Raw genomic sequence first — 18,498 nt, forward strand, 5'->3', positions numbered from 1 at the left:
CACGCCTCGACGGTAGTCAGGCGGCATGATCACGAGAAGTGGCTGGACTGCCACGTTCCAACGGGTTCTCGCCAACAGGCTGCAGACGGCGGATCCGCACGTCACGAGTCTGGCGGAAAACTGGTGGGCGCTATAGTTCCGGCCATGCACATCGTGGCGGTGCTCGCACTCGACCAGGTCATCCCGTTCGACCTGGCCACGCCGATCGAGGTGTTCTCGCGTACGCGGCTGCCCGACGGGCGCGCACCGTACCGGGTGCGGGTCTGCGGGGTCACCTCCAGCGTCGATGCGGGCGCGTTCATCCTGCAGGCGCCGTGGGGGCTGGACGCCCTCGCCACCGCTGACACGATCATCCTGCCGGGCACGGCCGCCCTCGATCGCATACCCGATGTGGTGCTGGACGCGCTGCGGGCCGCGGCCGCACGCGGGACCCGGATCGCCTCGATCTGCTCGGGCGCGTTCATCCTCGCCGCGACGGGCCTGCTCGACGGGCGGCGCGCGACCACGCACTGGATCGCGGCCGGGCTGCTCGCCGAACGCCATCCCGCGATCGAGGTCGACCCCGGCGTGCTCTATGTCGACAACGGGCAGCTGCTCACCTCGGCGGGCGCGGCCGCGGGCTTGGACCTCTGCCTGCACCTGATCCGCCGCGATCACGGCTCCGCGGTCGCCGCCGACGCCGCGCGCCTGTCGGTCATGCCGCTGGAACGCGAGGGCGGCCAGGCGCAGTTCATCGTGCACGACCAGCCGCCCACCCCGCGCGGCAGCGAGCTGGAGCCGGTGCTGGCGTGGCTGGAGGACAACTGCGCCACCGACCTGGGCCTGGACGCCATCGCCGCGCGCGCCGGGATGAGCACGCGGTCGCTCAACCGCCGCTTCCGCGAGCAGACCGGCACCACACCACTGCAATGGCTGCTGCGCGCCCGCATCCGCCGCGCACAGCACCTGCTCGAAGCCACCACCCAGCCCGTCGACCGCATCGCGGCGCAGGTCGGCTTCGGATCGCCGACCGCGTTCCGGGACAGGTTCAAACGGATCGTCGGCGCCAGCCCGCAGACCTACCGCGCCACGTTCCAGAAGCCGCGCTGAGCACGTGCGGGCCTGCGAGCACGGGACACACGAGTTGATCGTGGATTGGTAGCGTGCCGCGGTGATCCGTACCCGTATCAGTGGCGTCGTGCTTGCACTGACCGCCGCAGCCGCCCTTTCCGCCTGCTCCGACGCCGAACCCGCCGCGACGGGCAGCCCGGCCGCGACGCCTTCGGCCACCACCGCCGCGAGCGCGCCTGCCGCCGCCGACGGCGACTGCAAGCAGGCGCAGGGCGCTCTGCTGGTCGCCTCGACGCGGATGGCCGGTGTCTCGCTCAACATCGGCATGGCGAAGCCGGCCAGCCCCCGCGAAGGCCTCGACAAGGCCGCCGGGGTGCTCGACCTCGCCCTCGGCGTCCTCGACGAGGCACTGCCCAAGATGACCGGCGGTGCCGTCAAGGACCTGGTCCAGTCGGTGCGCACGGACGCCGCCGCGTTCCAGCAGAACCTGAAGTCCAGCACCGACCCGGACGAGGCGGCCAAGGCCGCCGAAGCGTTCGCGGCCGCCGTGGACGCCAAGACGCAGCAGCTCGCCACCCTCTGTTCCTGAGCTGCCGCAACGAGCAGGGGCCGCAGCCGGCCGCCCCTGCTCTCGGCGGCGCGCCTGCAGTTTCGGGGAGGCTGCACGTATCGAGCACTGGATTCGTGCAGTTTCCCCGAAAGCGTCAGCAGGTCACTTGACCTCGCGCCGGTGCAGGCGCAGCAGGCCGAGCACGAACGGCAGCGCGATCCAGACGGCCGCCGATGTGCCCAGCCGGGCCCAGTCGCGGCCTGTCATCACCGGCTCCAGCAGCAGGCCGGAGGTGACCGACAGGTCCAGCCACTCCGTCGGGCGGTGCAGCGCGGTCACCAGCTCGCCGAGGATGCTCCATCCGATGGGCAGCACGAAGTAGAGCACCACGGCGAGCGCCGAGTTCATCAGCGCCAGGCCGAACGCCACCCCGAGCAGCACGTTGACCACCAGGAACAGCGCGGTGCGGCCGAGGAACTGCGCCGGGATCCGCCACGGGTCCGCCCCGCCGTCGGCGAACGGCAGCGCCGCCGCGGTCGCGGCCAGGCAGGCGGCGTACGCGAGCGCCGCGAGCGCCAGCGCGGCCAGCACCTTCGCCGCCACGACGCGCATCCGCCGCGGCACCAGCGCGTACGTGGTCAGCGTGGTGCGGTGCGACCACTCACCGGTGACCGACAGCACCCCGAGCACCGGCAGCAGCACGGCGGCGGGCAGCAGGGTCGGCGCGAGCAGCGCCGGGAACGTCAGGTCGGTGGCCTCCCCGGCGGTCGTGACCACCACCACGACGGCGGCCGCGAGCAGCACGGTGATCGCGAGCAGCCAGGCACCGGCCCGGGTGTCGGCCATCTTGCGCAGCTCGACGACGGTGAGCCGCCACAGTGACGGGGCGGGGTACGCGGTCGCGGCGGCGGCGGCGACGGCGGGCCGGGCGGGGGCGGTGACGGTCATCGGGCGGTCCCTTCGGAGGTGGTGGTCAGGCTGAGGAACATCTCCTCCAGGCCGTGCGCGCCGCGCGAGCCCAGCTCCAGCAGCACGAGCCCGGCGGTCGCGGCGGCCCGGCCGACGGCCTCGGCGTCGGCGTCGACCAGCAGCGCCCCTCCACCGGCCGCGGTGCAGGTCAGCCCCGCCTCGGCGAGTGCCCGGTGGAGAGCGTCCGGGTCCAGCGCGCGCACCCGCGTGCCGGACCCGGCGAGCAGTTCGTCCTTGGCGCCCTGGGCCACGATCCGGCCGTTGCCGATCATGACGAGCCGGTCGGCCACCGCCTCGACCTCGCGCAGCAGGTGGGAGGAGAGCAGCACGGTGCCGCCCCGGTCGGCGAAGTCGCGCAGCAGGCCGCGCATCCAGAAGATGCCTTCGGGGTCCAGCCCGTTGGCGGGCTCGTCCAGGATCAGCGCCCGCGGTTCGCCGAGCAGCGCCTGGGCCAGGCCGAGCCGCTGGCGCATGCCCAACGAGTACGCCCCGACACGTTTGCGTGCCGCCGAGGCGGGCAGGTCGACCAGGGTCAGCAGGTCGCCCACCCGGGACGCGGGCACGCCGAGCAGCTGCGCGGCCAGCGCCAGCGTCTCCCGGCCGGTGCGGCCCGGATGCTGCGCCGACGCGTCCAGCAGCAGGCCGACCTCCCGCCCGGGGTTGGGCAGCCGCCGGTACGGGCGTCCGGCGACGGTGGCGTGCCCGCCCGTCGGCGGCGTCAGCCCGCAGATCATGCGCAGGGTGGTGGACTTGCCCGCGCCGTTCGGGCCCAGGAAGCCGGTGACGGTGCCCGGCTCGCAGGTGAAGGAGACGTCGTCCACGGCGAGCTGTGTGCCGTAGCGCTTGGTGAGATGAGCGACCTCGATCATGCGTACCAGCGTGGACGGGCGCGGGGCCGCCGCGCTGCGGCCGCCGGGCGACGGCCGCAGACTTCGGTCGGCGTGTGCCGTAGACCAAAGTCGGTACCCGCCGCCGTGGGCCGCCCGTACCCTGGGACGCACCATGACGAGCAGCGATGCCCCCCACCCCCTGCTGCGCCGGCTGCTGCCGGGCGAGCTGCGCGCCGACGGCCGCCGCTCGTTCCGCGACCGGCTGGTCGACGCCGGATGTGTGGTCGTCGCCGTGTTCGTCGGGCTGGTCGTGTACGACCTCGAGGTGTCGTGGCGGCCCCAGCCCCTGCCGGAGCTGCTCGCCTTCGCCGACCTGGGCACGGCCGCGGTGCTCTGCCTGGCCCTGTTCTGGCGTCGCCGCCTCCCGGTCGGGCTGGCCGTCGCGACCGCGCTGGCCGGCGTGTTCTCCCCGCTGTCGGCGGGCGCGGGCCTGGTCATGCTGCTCACCGTCGGCGCCCGGTGCAGGCCGCGGACGGTGCTTCTCATCGCCGGGCTGCAGGCGGCCGCCACGCTGCCGTACCTGGCGATCTACCCCGACCGCGAGTTCGGCTACACCTTCTCGTTGCTGTGGACCCTGACCATCCTCGCCATGTTCACCGGGTGGGCGCTGCTCATCGGCGCGCGCCGCCAGCTCGTGCAGTCGCTGCGGGAGCGGGCCGAGCGGGCCGAGGCCGAGCAGGAGCAGCGTGTCGCGCAGGCCCGCCAGCGGGAGCGGACCCGCATCGCCCGCGAGATGCACGACGTGCTCGCCCACCGGATCTCGCTGCTCAGCCTGCATGCGGGGGCGCTGGAGTTCCGGCCCGACGCGCCGCCGCAGGAGGTCGCCCGCGCCGCCGGGGTCATCCGCGACAGCGCCCACCAGGCGCTGCAGGACCTGCGGCAGGTCATCGGGGTGCTGCGCGCCGCCGACGCCGACGCCGAGCCCGACCGCCCCCAGCCGACCCTGGCCGACCTGCCCGCGCTGGTCGAGGAGTCTCGAGCGGCGGGGATGCGGGTGCGGTTGTCGCAGCGCCTGCCCGAGCCGGTGACGGTCCCCGCGCACGCCGGGCGCACCGCGTACCGCGTGGTCCAGGAGGGTCTCACCAACGCCCGCAAGCACGCGCCGGGCGCCGCCGTGCAGGTCGCGGTCGAGGGCGGGCCCGAGGACGGCATCACCGTCGAGGTGCTCAGCCGGGCGCCGCTCGGCGGCGCGCCGGGCATCCCCGGCACCGGCACCGGACTGATCGGGCTGGCCGAACGGGTGTCGCTGGCGGGTGGCCGCATCGAGCACGGCCGCACCGGCGGCGGCGACTTCCGGCTCTGGACCTGGCAGCCGTGGCCCGCATGATCAGGCTGCTGATCGTGGACGACGATCCGCTGGTGCGCGCCGGGCTGACGATGATGCTCGCCGGGCTCGACGACCTGCGGGTGGTCGCCGAGGCCGCCGACGGGACCGAGGTCGCCGCGGCGGTGGCCGCGCACGCCCCGGACATCGTGCTGATGGACATCCGCATGCCGCGCATGGACGGGCTGGCCGCGACCGAGCAGCTGCGCCGCCGTCCCGGCGCCCCCGACGTGGTGGTGTTGACCACCTTCGACGCCGACGAGCACGTGCTGCGGGCGCTGCGGGCCGGTGCGGCGGGGTTCCTGCTGAAGGACACCCCGCCCCCGGAGCTGGTGCGCGCGCTGCGCAGGGTCGCGGCCGGCGAGCCGATCCTGTCCCCGTCGGTGACACGCCGCCTGATCAGCCAGGTCACCGACGGCACCGGCGCGGTCCGGGCGAACCGGGCGCGGCAGCAGCTGGACCGGCTGACCGAACGGGAGCGCGAGGTCGCGGTTGCCGTCGGGCAGGGCCTGTCCAACGCCGAGATCGGGGTCCGGCTGCATATGAGCGTGGCCACGGTGAAGGCGTACGTCTCGCGGCTGCTGGCCAAACTCGAACTCAACAACCGGGTGCAGATCGCGCTGCTCGCGCACGACGCCGGTCAGGTGTGAGCGGCCTCAGATAAAGATCTTCACGGTGACGACCGCGCCGGACGGGCCGCCGGAGATGTCGAACGCGTCGGTGAACTGGCGCACCACCCACAGGCCGCGCCCGCCCTGCTCGCTGAGCGGCACCCGCTGGGTGCCCGCGTTACCGGGATCGGCGATGCCCGTGCCCTCATCACTGACCTCGCAGTACACGGCGCCGTCGGCGCGCCACAGGCGCAGCCGGCCGCTGCCCCCGCCGTGCCGGATCGCGTTGGTGGCCAGCTCGGTGGCGACCACCAGCAGCCTGCTCAGCCCCGGATCGGCCAGCCCGAACTCGGCCGCGTGCGCCGCCACCGAGGCCCGCAGCGTGTACAGGTCCTCCGTGACGAACGTGATGTCCAGTCCGGGCTGTGTCATCGGCCTTGACGGGTCCTGGACCGGATCGGCGCTGCTCATGGCTGCCTCTGCAAGGACATCTGTGTGGCCTGCCCGGCGCCGACCGCCTCCAGGACCGCCGCGACCGGCGGTGGACAGGAGACGGTCATCCGGCGCGGCGCGGGCAGCGCCAGGGCGCTCTGCACGATGGCCGTCGCGGCGGTGACGTCGATGAAGCGCAGCCTGGTGAGGTTGAGGTGGATGTTGTCGTCCAGCCGCAGCGCCTCGGTGAGCGCCTGCCCGAGCGGCTCCAGGTGCGTGTAGTCCATCTCCCCGGCGATGCGCACACCCGCCGGCCGGTGCTGGCGGCAGATCCGCAGCAGGGGAGTGTCGTAATAGGCGAGCGCCGCGACGGTCTTGTGATGGGCGTCGGCGGCGAACGCCAGCGTCACCGCGTCGAACGTCTCCCGGTCGTACTGGCAGATCGCGGTCAGCCGGCCGTCGGTGAACAGGCTCGCCGCCTGCCGCTCGAACGTCAGCAGCTGGTCCACCGCCATCGGCCGGCCGGCCCAGCACATGTCGGCGGCCACCCGCAGCCCCGGCACGCCCCGCCGGGCCGCCCGGTGCCGCTCCGCGGCGATCAGCGCCACCATGCGCTCGGCGGTCGCCCCGCCCTCCACGGCCGGTGCGTCGTGGCTGGCGTACAGGGTGAGCTGGCCGGAGCCGATGGCCGCCACCGCGGCGACCTCCCGCATCGCCAGCTCGGCGGCCAGCTCGTCCGGGCTCAGCGAGTCGGTGAAGCAGATGACGCGCTGCCCCCGGTGCAGGCCGTCGGCGACGAACTCGGCCACCAGGTCGAGCCGCTCATCCGGGTCGGTGAACGTCAGACAGGCATGATCACCTGGGTGAAGCTCGTCGACGGTGACCGCATCCGCCATGAAAATCCCTTCTCCGGCGCGGGGTGGCAGGCCGCTATTACCCGGCCGAAACCTCGCCTAATCAAGCTATCCTGCACGATTACTCCGCGGATCGGGGACGCGGGCGCTGCGCTCACCGCCCTGCATGCACCCGCCCGCAGGAAGGACAGGGTGCGGTAGCCGACGTTGCGAGCCCCAGCGTGTCCAGCACGGAACGGTCGAGCTGCTCGTCCTCGGCGAGCCACAGCACGCGGCTGAGCAGCCGCGTCGTTGCCGGGGACTGGTCGGCGACCGGGCGGTACAGCGCCCGGTGCATCTGCTCGCCGAACCCGTACGGCAGCTCGCGCGGCCGCCGCCCGCCGTTCACCGTGACCGCCTCCGTGCCGAGGTGCACGCGATAGGTCGCCCGCGAGCCGCTGACCACGGCCGTGTCGCCGTCGAGGGCGATCCGGTCCGAGCCGCCCCGCCCCAGCACCGCCGTCAGCAGCTCGGCCCGGGACCGGGCCAGGCCCGGCGGGTGATCGCCGACGCTGCGGCGGCCGGCGCGGGCGGCCCGCTCCAGGTCGCGTAGCGCCTCGGAGAACACCGCCGGAGGCAGCTCGCCGGCCGCCACCGGACCGGCCCCGTCCGCGAACTCCAGCCGGACAAACCCGATGTCACCGGCGCCCCAGCAGCCCGGCACCGCGCCGTGCAGCACCATCGTGTGCGCGCCGGCCCGTCTCGTCGCACGGGCCGACGGCGCGTCGTCGAGGCGCCAGCCCCGGGAGGCCAGCTCCCGTACCGCCGCGCCGCCGCCGATCACCCGGCCGGTGAACCGCGTGGCCTGCCCCAGGGCCTCCTCCGGCGTCGGGGCGTACCACTCCCGGAACAGCTGCGGCACCGGCTGGCACAGCCGCAGCCGGGCCGCCTCCGCCTGCCAGTGCCCCAGCAGGCCCGCGGCGGCCAGCACCGCCGGATGCGCCGCGACCACCGGCCCCGCCACGTCCACGTCGCCCAGCAGCCCGAACCGCCCATGCACGTCCTGCCACACCAGCAGCGGCAGCAACCCGGCACCCGCCGTCGTGGCCCGCAACCGGGCCAGCTCCACGGCGGGCAGCGGCTCGCCGGTCGCCACGAGACGGCGCAGCCTGCCGCACAGCCGCGCGGCCTCGCCGCGCATCAGTTCCTGCCGCTCGCGCAGCGCCGCGTACCCGGGATCGTCGCGCACCGCCTTCGGCACGGACCGCAGCGCCCGGCCGCCCTTCACCGCGACGATCGCCGCCTCCGCGTCCTGGAAACCGACCGCTGCGGTGTACGCCCCGACGCTCACCACCGGCACCTCCGGCGTGGGCGAGTAGGCCTCCCCGGCGGCGTCCAGCGCGGCCGCGTCGGCATACCCGCCGACCTGGGCCAGGTGGTCGAGCGCGACGTCCACCGCGATCGCGTGCTGCCTGCGCCGCTCCGGGGCGGGGAACAGCTCCTCGGCCCGGCGGCGCAGCTCGCGCAGCGCGACCCAGCGGTCCAGCACCGTCTCGCCGTCGCCGGGCGGCAGCATGCCGTACGCGGTGATGCCGACGGGCGACCACTTCTCCACGCGCGTCATGATCGGCTTGCGGCGCAGGCCCAGGGCCGCCGCCACCACGTCGTTGGGCGCGAGCTTCAGCAGCCGCTCGGCGTCCGCCGGGCGCACCTCGGCGGCGGCCGCCAGGATCGCCGCCCGGTCGTTGCGCACCACCCGGCTCGGCGCCTGCCCGGCCTGGATCAGGCGCAGCAGCCGCTCTGCCCCGGCCAGGCCCAGCAGCGGCAGCAGCACGTGCGCGTCCCCGGCCGCCAGGCGCATCGTGAACGCCGCCTCCTGCCGTTCGCGCGGCTGCTCGCGCAGCTGCTCGATCAGTTCGGCGCGCTCGGCCGGGGTCAGCTCGGCGGCGCCGAGGTGGCGGGCCACCCGCCAGTTGCCCGTGAAGTCCAGCCCGCGCAGCACGAACCGCAGGCCGCGCGGGACGGCCGTGCTGACCAGCCGGTCCCAGTCCGCGTCGGGCGCCGAGGTGAGCTGCCACAGGCGCTCGTCGCAGGCGGGCCGGAAGCGGTCGGCGGTGGCCGCGGCGACGATCGGCTTGCGGTGCCCGGCCAGGTCACGGCACAGGTACGGGTCCTCGGCGAGCAGGCCGACGAGTTCGTCGTCGAGTTCGCCGGCGGCCTGCAGCGCGTCGGCGATCAGCGCCTGCGACGTGTTGTCCACGTCCCCGAGCGGGGTGACGGCGAGCACGCGCAGCAGCTTGCGATCGCCGCGGTCGAGCGCGGCGTCGACCAGCCCGTTCAGGTGGACGCCGAAGGGGGTGTCCTCGTCGGCGAACTTCTCGGCCGCCTCCTCGCGCACGGTGGTGGGCCACGGCGCGTCGAACACGTCCCCCGGGTCCGCCGGGTCGGTGAGCGGGAACGCGGTGTCGTAAATGCGGTCCAGCTCCCGCTCGTCCGCGTCGGCCAGCGCGCCGGCGCCGCCGCGGCGGTTGAGCTGCGCCAGCATGTCCCGCGCCGTGGCGCGCAGGGTGGCGAGGTCACCGGCGGCCGCCGCCTGCCGCGCGCGGCTCACCAGCACCATCAGGACCAGCCGGTCGACCGGCTGCTCGCGGTTGCCCATGCCTCACCCCGTCCGCCCGCTCCGTTACTGCGGGGACCCTAGACGAGGGCCACGACAGGACGCACCGTCGGTCCCCGACACGATCGTGGGCAATCGCTCTCCCATGATCGTCCGATGTGCTTCGTGCCAACTCGGCGCCCGGAATGCTGCCCCCGGCAACAAATACGCTGGCCAGCGCCCATTCGCGGACCGCTCCGTGTCACGTGGACGAAACACGCTCTTGACAGGCCTTCAACAAGCGATAACTCTCTCTTCCAGAGAGCGCTCTCTACCGTCCAGCACCGTCCCGCTCGCCCGGGCCGGTGTTCCCGTTCCGGAGCTCCTCAGCAGGGAGAAGAGATGCAACCGGTACTACGTCTGACCGCGGCCCGCGGCAGACCCCTGTACGCCCTCGTCCTCGCAGTCGTCGGCGTCATGCTCATGGCATACACGGTCGTGATCTCGACGACCGAGGCGAACGCCGCGGTGACCCTGCTGTCGCAGGGCAAGCCCGTCACCGCGTCGTCCGTCGAGAACGCGGGCACGCCCGCGACCGCCGCGGTCGACGGCAACACCGGCACCCGCTGGTCCAGCGCCGCCGCCGATCCGCAGTGGATCCAGGTGGACCTGGGCGACACCGCCACCCTCAGCCAGGTGATCCTGCGCTGGGAGGCGGCGTACGCGACCGCGTTCCAGATCCAGACCTCGGCCAACGGCACGAGCTGGACGAGCGTCTACAGCACCACCACCGGCACGGGCGGCGTGCAGACGCTGAACGTGACCGGCTCCGGCCGGTACGTGCGCATGTACGGCACGGCCCGGGCCACCGGCTACGGCTACTCGCTGTGGGAGTTCCAGGTCTACGGCGAGATCGGCGGCGGCACCGGCTGCGGCACCGCGAACGTGGCGCAGGGCAAGCCCGCCACCGCGTCGTCGGTCGAGAATGCCGGCACCCCCGCCTCGGCGGCCGTGGACGGCAACACCGGCACCCGCTGGTCCAGCGCGTTCGCCGACCCGCAGTGGCTCCAGATCGACCTGGGCGCGACCACCGCGATCTGCCAGGTCGTCCTGACCTGGGAGGGCGCCTACGCGACGGCCTACCAGATCCAGGTGTCCAGCAACGCGTCCACCTGGACGTCGGTGTGGAGCACCACCACCGGCGCCGGCGGCACGGTGACGATCAACGCGGCGGCCTCCGCGCGTTACGTCCGGATCTACATGACCACCCGGGCCACCGGGTGGGGCTACTCGCTCTGGGAGGTCGCCGTGCGTTCCGGTGGCACCCCGACCTCGCCCACCCCGAGCCCGAGCACCAGCCCCGGCGGCCCGATCCAGGGCGGCGGCTCGCTCGGCCCGAACGTGAAGGTCTTCGACCCGAGCATGTCGGGCGCGACCATCCAGTCGCAGGTGGACGCGGTCTTCAACCAGATGGAGTCGGACCAGTTCGGCTCCGGTCGCTACGTGCTGGCGTTCAAGCCGGGCACCTACAGCGGGTTCAACGCGCAGATCGGCTTCTACACCTCGATCCTCGGCCTGGGCCAGAACCCGACCGACGTGCGGATCAACGGTGACGTGACGGTCGACGCCGGCTGGTTCCAGGGCAACGCCACGCAGAACTTCTGGCGCTCGGCCGAGAACCTGTCGATCAACCCGTCGGCCGGGTTCACCCGGTGGGCCGTCTCGCAGGCCGCGCCGTTCCGGCGGATGGACATCAGCGGCGACCTGAACCTGGCCCCGAACGGCTACGGCTGGGCGTCCGGCGGTTACATTGCCGACAGCCGGGTCTCGGGCGCGGTCGGCCCGTACTCGCAGCAGCAGTGGTACACCCGGGACAGCCAGATCGGCAGCTGGGTCAACGGCGTGTGGAACATGGTGTTCTCCGGCGTCGTCGGCGCTCCGGCCAACGGCTTCCCGAACCCGGTCTACACGACGCTGAACAACACCCCGCTCAGCCGGGAGAAGCCGTACCTGTACCTGGACTCGGGCGGCAACTACCGGGTGTTCGTGCCGTCGCTGCGGACCAACGCCCGCGGCATCAGCTGGGCGTCCGGCTCCACTCCGGGCACCTCGCTGCCGCTGACGTCGTTCTACGTCGCCAAGCCGGGTGACACCGCGGCGCGGATCAACCAGGCGCTGGCGCAGGGCCTGCACCTGCTGTTCACGCCGGGCATCTACCACATCGACGGCACGATCAACGTGAACCGGGCCGACACCGTGGTGCTGGGCCTGGGCTACGCCACGATCATCCCGGACAACGGCGTGGTCGCGATGCGGGTCGCCGACGTGGACGGTGTGAAGATCGCCGGTGTGCTGTTCGACGCCGGCACGGTCAACTCGCCGATCCTGCTGGAGCTCGGCCCGACGGGCTCGTCGGCGAGCCACAGCGCCAACCCGACGTCGATCTCGGACGTGTTCTTCCGGATCGGCGGCGCCCACCCGGGCAAGGCGACCACGAGCCTCGTGGTCAACAGCCACAACGTGATCATCGACCACATCTGGGCGTGGCGCGGCGACCACGGTGCGGGCATCGGCTGGACCGTGAACACGGCCGACCAGGGCGTCATCGTCAACGGCAACAACGTGCTGGCCACCGGCCTGTTCGTCGAGCACTACCAGAAGTACAACGTGATCTGGAACGGCCAGGGCGGACGGACCATCTTCTTCCAGAACGAGCTGCCGTACGACCCGCCGAACCAGGCCGCGTACATGAACGGGTCGACCAGAGGCTACGCCGCGTACAAGGTGGCCGACTCGGTCACCAGCCACGAGGCGTGGGGTCTGGGCGTCTACTGCTACTTCAACGTCGACCCGACGATCCACGCCGCGCGCGGCATCGAGACGCCGAACAACCCGAACGTGCGGTTCCACAGCATCTCGACGGTGTCGCTGGGCGGCAACGGCGTGATCGACAACGTCATCAACACCACGGGCGGCCCCGCCCAGGGCACGGCGACGGTCCCCAGCACCGTCACCAACTACCCGTGACCCCACCCACCCCATAACCCGCCCCACCTACGGGCCGACCCGGCTGCCCCGCCGGGTCGGCCCTCCTCGTCGCGGGTGCGGTTTCGGGGAAACTGCAGGATCGGCCGACCAGATTGGTGCAGTTTCCCTGAAACTGCACCCCGGCGCGGCGGGGGGTGGTGATGATGGCCGGGTGAAGATCGAGCTGGCGGGGGCGGCGGGCGCTGGTGTCGGGGTCGACCCAGGGCATCGGGTACGCGATCGCGGCGGCGCTGGCCCGGAGCGGTGCGCACGTCGTGGTCAACGGCCGGGGCGCGGAGTCCACCGAAGCGGCCGCCGCGCGGCTGCGCGACGAGATGCCCGGCGCCGATGTGGTCGGTGTCGCCGCCGACCTGGGTGTCGCGGAGGGGGCCGAGACGATGCGCGCGGCCGTGCCCGAGCTGGACATCCTCGTCAACAACCTGGGCATCTTCGGCGCGTGGCCGGTGCTGGAGGTCGACGATGACGAGTGGCGCCGCTACTTCGAGGTCAACGTGCTGTCCGCGGTGCGGCTGATCCGGCTCTACCTGCCGGGCATGATGGAACGCGGCTGGGGCCGGGTCACCGCCATCGCCAGCGACTCGGCGATCGTCACTCCGGTCGAGATGGTCCACTACGGCATGACGAAGACCGCGCTGCTCGCGGTGACCAGGGGGTATGCCAAGGCGGCGGCCGGGACCGGGGTGACCGTCAACTCGGTGCTGGCCGGGCCGACGCACACCGCGGGCGTGGAGACCTACGTGGCCGAACTGGTGGGCGGCGAGCTGCCCTGGGACGAGGCGCAGCGCCGGTTCATGCGCGAGCATCGGCCGTACTCGCTGCTCCAGCGCCTGATCGAGCCCGAGGAGATCGCGCACATGGTCGCGTACCTCAGCTCCGATCTGGCCTCGGCGACCACCGGCGGGGCGCTGCGGGTGGACGGCGGCTACGTGGACGCGATCATCCCGTGACCGCCCGGCGCGCCCCGGCACGGCAGGCCGCGTACCGGTGCAATCTGTAGACCGAGGGTGTGCCGAAGGTGAGGTCGCGGGTGTTCGGTTGGCGTGAGGTGTACGGCGGCGGCACCCCGCCGCCGGGGCAGGTGGTCGCCCCCGACGAGCGGCTGTCCTGGCCGCGCATGTTCGGCCTGGGCGCCCAGCACGTGGTCGCCATGTTCGGGGCCACGTTCGTGTTCCCGGTGGTGATGGGGCTCAACCCGCAGCTGGCCATCATGGTCAGCGGCGTGGCCACCATCTGCTTCCTGCTCATCGTGCGCGGCCTGGTGCCCAGCTACCTGGGCACGTCGGCGTCGTTCGTCAGCGCCGTCGCGGCGATCCGTGCCCAGGGCGGCGACTCCGCCGCCGTGACGGGCGCGATCCTGGTCGCCGGCCTGGTGCTCGCGCTGGTCGGCCTGCTGATCCACCTGCTCGGGTTCAAGGTGCTGCACGCCGTGCTGCCGCCCGTGGTTACCGGCGCCGTCGTCATGCTCATCGGCTTCAACCTCGCGCCCGTGGTCGCCTCGGTGTACTGGCCCCAGGACCAGTGGGTGGCGCTGGTGACGATGCTGTTCGTCATCGTGGTCGCGGTCGCCGCCCGCGGTTTCGTCGGCCGCATCGCCATCTTCCTGGGGCTCATCTTCGGGTACGTGCTGTCCTGGCTGCTGGACCGGGTCGTCGGCCCGATCACGTCGGTGCTGCCCGGCAGCAGCGAGGCGACCACGCACGACAGGGTGGACTGGTCCGGCGTCATGGCCGCGCCCTGGCTCGGGTTCCCGCCGCACACCACGGTCGACGCGAACGGCAACGAGATCGCCGGCTGGCACCTTCCCTCGTTCAACGTCGCGTTCATCCTGCTGGTGCTGCCCGCCGTGGTCGCGCTGATCGCGGAGAACGCCGGGCACGTCAAGGCCGTCGCCGAGATGACGCGCCGCGACCTGGACCCGGTCATGGGCAAGGCGATCGGCGCCGACGGTGTGGCCACCGTGCTGGCCAGCGCGGTCGGCGGCTCGCCGACCACCACGTACGCGGAGAACATCGGGGTGATGGCGGCGACCCGGATCTACTCCACGGCCGCTTACCTCATCGCCGCGGTGGTGGCGATCCTGTTCGGCTTCTCGCCGAAGTTCGGCGCGGTCATCTCCGCCACCCCGGGCGGGGTGCTCGGCGGCATCACCGTCGTGCTCTACGGCATGATCGGCCTGCTCGGCGCGAAGATCTGGAAGGAGAACGGGGTCGACTTCGGCAACCCGATCAACCTGGTGCCGCTGGCCGCGGGCATCATCATCGCCATCGGCAACACGTCGCTGGTGTTCAGCGACACGTTCGAGCTGAGCGGCATCGCGCTGGGCACCATCGTCACCATCGTCGGCTACCACCTGGCCCGCTGGCTCGCCCCGGAATACCTGCGCGAGCAGCAGCGCCTCGAACGCCCCGGCTTCGGGACCGTGCCGATCGAGGAACGCCGCGGCATCGCCGACGCCTGAGCCCGCCCCCGCCGCGCCAGCCCAGTCGGCTGGGCAAGATCGCTGTGCCGTGTCGAGAAGTGCGGTCTGACCACAGGTTTGGACACGAAGTCGCGATCTTGGGGGGCCGGGCCGGGGGCTAGAGCGACGCGGTGGCGGCCAGGGCGTCGCCGAGCGGAGTCCGGCGGTAGAGGACCGAGCGGCCGGAGCGGGCGCGGTCGAGCAGGCCCGCCCGCAGCAGCACGGCCAGGTGGTCACCGACCGCACCCGGGGCCAGGCCGAGCGACCGGGCGAGCTGGGTCGTGCTGGCAGGCTCGGCGAGCGCTTCGAGCAGGCGTGCTCGTGCCCTGCCGACCAGCGCCGCGAGCGCCTCGGCGGGCGGCGGGTCCGGCTCCCACAGGGCGGCGACGCCGCGCGCCGCGTAGATGATCGCCGGGTGCCAGGGCTGCTCGTGGTGGGCGGCGACGCCCGGCCAGATGAACACCGACGGCACCAGCAGCAGCCCGCGCCCGGCCACCTCGACCTTGGCGTTGAGCAGTTGCGGGATCTCGATGCCGCCGGACCGCCAGCGCACCCGGGGCAGCCCGTCGAACGCCGCCGCCCAGCCGGAGCGGCCCAGGTCCGCCGAGCGGTGCAGCACGTCGCGTTCGCAGATGACGCGCAGCCGCAGCCAGTCGGCGGCCAGCAGCGCGTGCCAGGCCCGTTCCAGGGCATCGGCCAGCAGCGCGGCCACGTCCGGGTCGTGCAGTACGGCGAGCGCCTCGGCGTCGTGGCAGGGGCGCAGGGCGAGGCCGGACCGGACGTCACGGCGGGCCAGCGGGAGCGGGGTGGCGCGTACCACCGCGAGGTCGTCTTCGATGCTCTGGGCCAGCCCTCCGGGTGGCGGCGCCAGGAACCCGGGACCGTGTCGCAGCGAGTGCAGCGCCACCACCGCGCGCATCGCCGGGTCGGCGCTCAGCTGCTCGTACGCCGGACGCAGCCGCGCGGCCCAGCTCACCGGGAGCCGCTGGTTGCGCGACAGCCCCGCCAGGATGCGGATGAGGCTGTCCAGCTCGAACAGCGGGCTGATCGCGAACCGGCTGTGCAGCAGGTCGTCGGCGGTGACCTCGAACCGGAGCATGCCCCGACCTTACGCCGCTGGACGAAACATTCGCTGCCCGCGCGAGCCGTCCGTGACGCTCACCGTGTGATCGAGACCGAGGCCGGCCCGGCCACCTACCGCGACGTGCTCGCCGAGCCGGTGTTCCGCACCCTGTTCCTCACCCGCACCCTGGCCATCGGGGCCGGGTCGCTGCGGATCCTGGCCCTGTCCGTGCTGGTCTTCGACCGCACCGGGTCCCCGGTGCTGACCGCCCTGACGTTCGCGATCGGGTTCGTGCCGCAGGTCGTCGGCGGGACGCTGCTGGCCGCGCTCGCCGACCGGCTGCGGCCCCGGCCGCTGATCACCGCCGGGTTCCTGCTCGATGCCGCGGCCGCCCTCGTGCTCGCGCTGCTGCCGCTGCCGGTCGGGGCGAGCCTGGCGCTGCTCGCGGGCGTCGCGGTGTTCGGGCCCGTTTTCAACGGCGCGTCCAACCGGCTGATCGCCGAGCAGCTCACCGGTGACGCGTACGTGCTGGGCCGGGCCCTGTCGAGCGTGGCCGGCGGCGGGGCGCAGCTGCTGGGGCTGGCGTTCGGCGGCGCGGCCGTGGCGGTGCTGGGGCCCGGCCGGACGCTGCTGGCCGCGGCCGCCGTCGGGCTGGTGGCCGCGGTGTGGGTGCGGTTGCGGCTTCCGGACTTCGCGGCGCCGTCGGCGGAGTCCGGGTCGGCGCTCGGGCAGAGCTGGGCGGTCACCGGGCGGCTGTGGCGCGACCGCCCGGTCCGGCGGCTGCTGCTGGTGCAGTGGCTGCCGCCCGCGTTCATCGTCGGGGCGGAGGCGCTGGTGGTGCCGTACGCGGCCGAGCGCGGCCACGGGTCCGGGACGGCCGGGATCATCCTGGCCTGCGCGCCGCTGGGCATGGTCGTCGGCAACCTCCTCTACAGCCGCCTGCTGCGCCCGGCCGCACGGGAACGGCTGGTGGCCGTCGTGATCGCCGGGCTGGGCGGGCCGCTGGTGCTGCTGGCGGTGCCGGTGCCGGCCGCCGTCGCGATGGTGGTGATGTTCCTGGCCGGGGCGGCCTTCTGCTACTCGCTGGGCGTGCAGCGGCCGTTCCTGGAGGCGCTGGCGCCGGAGATACGCGGGCAGGCGTTCGCGCTGCAGTTCACCGGCCTGATGACGTTGCAGGGCGTGGGGCCGGTGCTGCTGGGCGTGCTCGCCGAGCAGACCTCGATCGGGGCGGCGATGCTCGTCGCGGGACTGGGCACGGCCGCCGTCGGTGGCTGGTGGGCGCTGACCCTCAGGCGGTTCCCGGCCTGAGGGTCAGGTCGCGGTCCCGTCGGGCGGATCCGGCCGGGTTCGCCACGTTCGGGCTTTGCTCTGCACACGAATACCCACCGTGCGTATTTGTGTGCAGAGCAAAGCGGCTCGTTACCAGTTGGCCTGGGCGGGGGCGGGCGGGAGGGCCGTGGCGGGCTGCTTGACGACGTACACGACGCCGCCGCTGGTGCCCAGCCAGGCCGCCTCGAACTGGGCGCGGCCGACGGTCTTGCGGACGGCCGCGTTGGTCGCGGCGGCGGGGTCGTTCAGCACGGGCTCACCGGTCGCGGAGAAGCCGACCAGCACCAGCAGGTGGCCGTTGGTGCCGTAGGTCAGGCCCGGGATCTCGTTCTTCTTGAACGACAGCGACAGGATCAGCGGAATCCCGGCGGCGATGAACTTCTCCGCCTCGTTCAGCGAGCGCAGCCGCGTGACGAAGCCGTCGATGCCGAACCGGCCCGCGTAGGCGGTGTTGAACGGCCAGTTGCCGGTGCCGCCGTAGTTGGCGTCGTAGGTGCTGCGGGCGGCGTGGTCGACCCACGGGTCGGCGTAGCCTGGATCCACCCACGCGTAGTCGGCAGGTGTCGGGCCGGTGCCCCAGTAGGCGAGCACCATCGACGTCGAGGTCGGGCTGCACCAGGCCTCTCCGCCACCGCCGTACTGCGGGTACTGTCCGGCGTGGATGCTCTGGGAGTACTGCGGCACGTTGAGCGTGATGCCCTGCGCCGCGGCCGGTGCCGTGGCGGTGCCGGAGCCCGACACCGCTGAGGCGACCGCGCCGAGGCTGCGCACCACCGGGGTGAGCGAGCCCCCGGCGGGCCGGTACAGCGTCACCCGCACCTGCCAGCTGGTCAGTTCGCGTCCGGCCGCCGCGGTCCAGGTGTCGATCGCGATGCCGCCGTCGGCGTCGGTCTGTCCCGGCACGGACGTGCGCTGGATGGTCGCATCGTCGGCCGCCCACCTGCCCATGATCTTCCAGGCCGTGGTGTTGCCCGCGGCGGTCACGCCGCGCAGCTCCACCTGCACCCAGGTGGCGCCGGGCGTGTCGGCGGTCCAGGAGGCGATCGCCTCGGTGGCCGGGAAGCCGGTGGTCACCGAGGGCGACGTCCAGCTCGCGTAGTCGTAGTTCGCGCCGAGATAGGTGTACTGGCCCGCCGCCGCCGTCAGGCGCAGGGCATCACCCGATGCGGCGGTGCCGAGGTGGGTGCCCGAGCCGAAGTCGGCGTCGGAGGTCCAGCCCCGGTACGCGATGTTGCGCGGCCCCGCCGGTGGCGTGGGCTTGGCGGCGGCCGGCCCGGCGACCGTGGCGAACCCGATCGACGCACCTACCGCGACGGTCGACCGAAGCACTGCCCTGCGCTCCATG

15 protein-coding genes are annotated in these 18,498 nt (G+C 73.3%); 8 read left to right on the top strand and 7 right to left on the bottom strand.

What is annotated here, in order from left to right; genetic code table 11:
• Nucleotides 1-144 precede the first annotated feature (144 nt).
• Both CS0771_RS22085 and CS0771_RS22090 read left to right on the top strand, forming a co-directional pair.
• On the top strand, nt 145-1,089 hold the full coding sequence (locus CS0771_RS22085; RefSeq protein ID WP_212842769.1) for a GlxA family transcriptional regulator: 945 nt from the start codon (nt 145-147) through the stop codon (nt 1,087-1,089).
• A gap of 88 nt (nt 1,090-1,177) precedes the next feature.
• The gene (locus CS0771_RS22090; RefSeq protein ID WP_212842770.1) at nt 1,178-1,639 is read left to right on the top strand and encodes a hypothetical protein; all 462 of its coding nucleotides are present in this window, start codon (nt 1,178-1,180) and stop codon (nt 1,637-1,639) included.
• A gap of 123 nt (nt 1,640-1,762) precedes the next feature.
• Here the strand turns inward: CS0771_RS22090 and CS0771_RS22095 are convergent, their stop codons facing one another.
• Together CS0771_RS22095 and CS0771_RS22100 are read right to left on the bottom strand one after the other, a co-directional pair.
• Nucleotides 1,763-2,548, bottom strand: coding sequence for an ABC transporter permease (locus CS0771_RS22095; protein WP_244870945.1), 786 nt, complete (start codon nt 2,546-2,548; stop codon nt 1,763-1,765).
• The gene (locus CS0771_RS22100) at nt 2,545-3,438 is read right to left on the bottom strand and encodes an ABC transporter ATP-binding protein (protein WP_212842771.1); all 894 of its coding nucleotides are present in this window, start codon (nt 3,436-3,438) and stop codon (nt 2,545-2,547) included. Before CS0771_RS22100 ends, CS0771_RS22095 begins: the two co-directional genes overlap by 4 nt.
• Nucleotides 3,439-3,571: 133 nt before the next feature.
• On the opposite strand from CS0771_RS22100, the gene CS0771_RS22105 reads away from it, so the two are divergent.
• Both CS0771_RS22105 and CS0771_RS22110 read left to right on the top strand, forming a co-directional pair.
• Nucleotides 3,572-4,786 carry a sensor histidine kinase gene (locus CS0771_RS22105; RefSeq protein ID WP_212842772.1) on the top strand — a complete coding sequence of 405 codons (1,215 nt, stop codon included), beginning with the start codon at nt 3,572-3,574 and terminating at the stop codon, nt 4,784-4,786.
• Complete coding sequence (locus CS0771_RS22110) at nt 4,783-5,433, top strand: response regulator transcription factor (RefSeq protein ID WP_212842773.1); 651 nt, start codon at nt 4,783-4,785, stop codon at nt 5,431-5,433. Before CS0771_RS22105 ends, CS0771_RS22110 begins: the two co-directional genes overlap by 4 nt.
• A 6-nt stretch (nt 5,434-5,439) precedes the next feature.
• Here the strand turns inward: CS0771_RS22110 and CS0771_RS22115 are convergent, their stop codons facing one another.
• From CS0771_RS22115 to CS0771_RS22125, 3 genes are all read right to left on the bottom strand, one after another.
• The gene (locus CS0771_RS22115) at nt 5,440-5,826 is read right to left on the bottom strand and encodes an ATP-binding protein (RefSeq protein ID WP_244870946.1); all 387 of its coding nucleotides are present in this window, start codon (nt 5,824-5,826) and stop codon (nt 5,440-5,442) included.
• A 35-nt stretch (nt 5,827-5,861) separates the two neighbouring features.
• A complete protein-coding gene (locus CS0771_RS22120; RefSeq protein ID WP_212842775.1) occupies nt 5,862-6,722 on the bottom strand; it encodes an MEDS domain-containing protein in 861 nt (286 codons plus the stop codon).
• Between the two features lie 112 nt (nt 6,723-6,834).
• Nucleotides 6,835-9,318, bottom strand: coding sequence for a DUF4132 domain-containing protein (locus CS0771_RS22125; protein WP_212842776.1), 2,484 nt, complete (start codon nt 9,316-9,318; stop codon nt 6,835-6,837).
• 339 nt (nt 9,319-9,657) lie between these two features.
• On the opposite strand from CS0771_RS22125, the gene CS0771_RS22130 reads away from it, so the two are divergent.
• From CS0771_RS22130 to CS0771_RS22140, 3 genes are all read left to right on the top strand, one after another.
• Complete coding sequence (locus CS0771_RS22130) at nt 9,658-12,282, top strand: discoidin domain-containing protein (RefSeq protein WP_244870947.1); 2,625 nt, start codon at nt 9,658-9,660, stop codon at nt 12,280-12,282.
• A gap of 206 nt (nt 12,283-12,488) precedes the next feature.
• Nucleotides 12,489-13,250, top strand: a complete 762-nt coding sequence (locus CS0771_RS22135) for an SDR family NAD(P)-dependent oxidoreductase (protein WP_244870948.1) — start codon at nt 12,489-12,491, stop codon at nt 13,248-13,250.
• Nucleotides 13,251-13,330: 80 nt separating this feature from the next.
• On the top strand, nt 13,331-14,761 hold the full coding sequence (locus CS0771_RS22140) for a uracil-xanthine permease family protein (RefSeq protein WP_212842777.1): 1,431 nt from the start codon (nt 13,331-13,333) through the stop codon (nt 14,759-14,761).
• A 118-nt stretch (nt 14,762-14,879) separates the two neighbouring features.
• Here CS0771_RS22140 and CS0771_RS22145 read toward each other — a convergent pair whose 3' ends face one another.
• Entirely contained in the window at nt 14,880-15,860 is a 981-nt protein-coding gene (locus CS0771_RS22145; RefSeq protein ID WP_212842778.1) for a DUF5937 family protein, read from the bottom strand.
• 66 nt (nt 15,861-15,926) lie between these two features.
• Here CS0771_RS22145 and CS0771_RS22150 point away from each other — a divergent pair, with 66 nt between their 5' ends.
• On the top strand, nt 15,927-17,132 hold the full coding sequence (locus CS0771_RS22150; protein ID WP_244870949.1) for an MFS transporter: 1,206 nt from the start codon (nt 15,927-15,929) through the stop codon (nt 17,130-17,132).
• Between the two features lie 111 nt (nt 17,133-17,243).
• On the opposite strand, the gene CS0771_RS22155 is transcribed toward CS0771_RS22150, so the two are convergent.
• Nucleotides 17,244-18,497, bottom strand: a complete 1,254-nt coding sequence (locus CS0771_RS22155) for a C39 family peptidase (RefSeq protein WP_212842779.1) — start codon at nt 18,495-18,497, stop codon at nt 17,244-17,246.
• Nucleotide 18,498 lies beyond the last annotated feature (1 nt).

Source organism: Catellatospora sp. IY07-71, assembly GCF_018326265.1.
In the GTDB taxonomy this organism is placed as follows: domain Bacteria; phylum Actinomycetota; class Actinomycetes; order Mycobacteriales; family Micromonosporaceae; genus Catellatospora.

What these genes read in the sequence shown, in the direction of transcription:
- CS0771_RS22085 (WP_212842769.1), top strand. Translation starts at nt 145, where the DNA reads ATGCACATCGTGGCGGTGCTCGCACTCGACCAGGTCATCCCGTTCGAC.
- CS0771_RS22095 (WP_244870945.1), bottom strand. Translation starts at nt 2,548, where the DNA reads ATGACCGTCACCGCCCCCGCCCGGCCCGCCGTCGCCGCCGCCGCCGCG.
- CS0771_RS22100 (WP_212842771.1), bottom strand. Translation starts at nt 3,438, where the DNA reads ATGATCGAGGTCGCTCATCTCACCAAGCGCTACGGCACACAGCTCGCC.
- CS0771_RS22105 (WP_212842772.1), top strand. Translation starts at nt 3,572, where the DNA reads ATGACGAGCAGCGATGCCCCCCACCCCCTGCTGCGCCGGCTGCTGCCG.
- CS0771_RS22110 (WP_212842773.1), top strand. Translation starts at nt 4,783, where the DNA reads ATGATCAGGCTGCTGATCGTGGACGACGATCCGCTGGTGCGCGCCGGG.
- CS0771_RS22115 (WP_244870946.1), bottom strand. Translation starts at nt 5,826, where the DNA reads ATGACACAGCCCGGACTGGACATCACGTTCGTCACGGAGGACCTGTAC.
- CS0771_RS22120 (WP_212842775.1), bottom strand. Translation starts at nt 6,722, where the DNA reads ATGGCGGATGCGGTCACCGTCGACGAGCTTCACCCAGGTGATCATGCC.
- CS0771_RS22125 (WP_212842776.1), bottom strand. Translation starts at nt 9,318, where the DNA reads ATGGGCAACCGCGAGCAGCCGGTCGACCGGCTGGTCCTGATGGTGCTG.
- CS0771_RS22130 (WP_244870947.1), top strand. Translation starts at nt 9,658, where the DNA reads ATGCAACCGGTACTACGTCTGACCGCGGCCCGCGGCAGACCCCTGTAC.
- CS0771_RS22145 (WP_212842778.1), bottom strand. Translation starts at nt 15,860, where the DNA reads ATGCTCCGGTTCGAGGTCACCGCCGACGACCTGCTGCACAGCCGGTTC.
- CS0771_RS22155 (WP_212842779.1), bottom strand. Translation starts at nt 18,497, where the DNA reads ATGGAGCGCAGGGCAGTGCTTCGGTCGACCGTCGCGGTAGGTGCGTCG.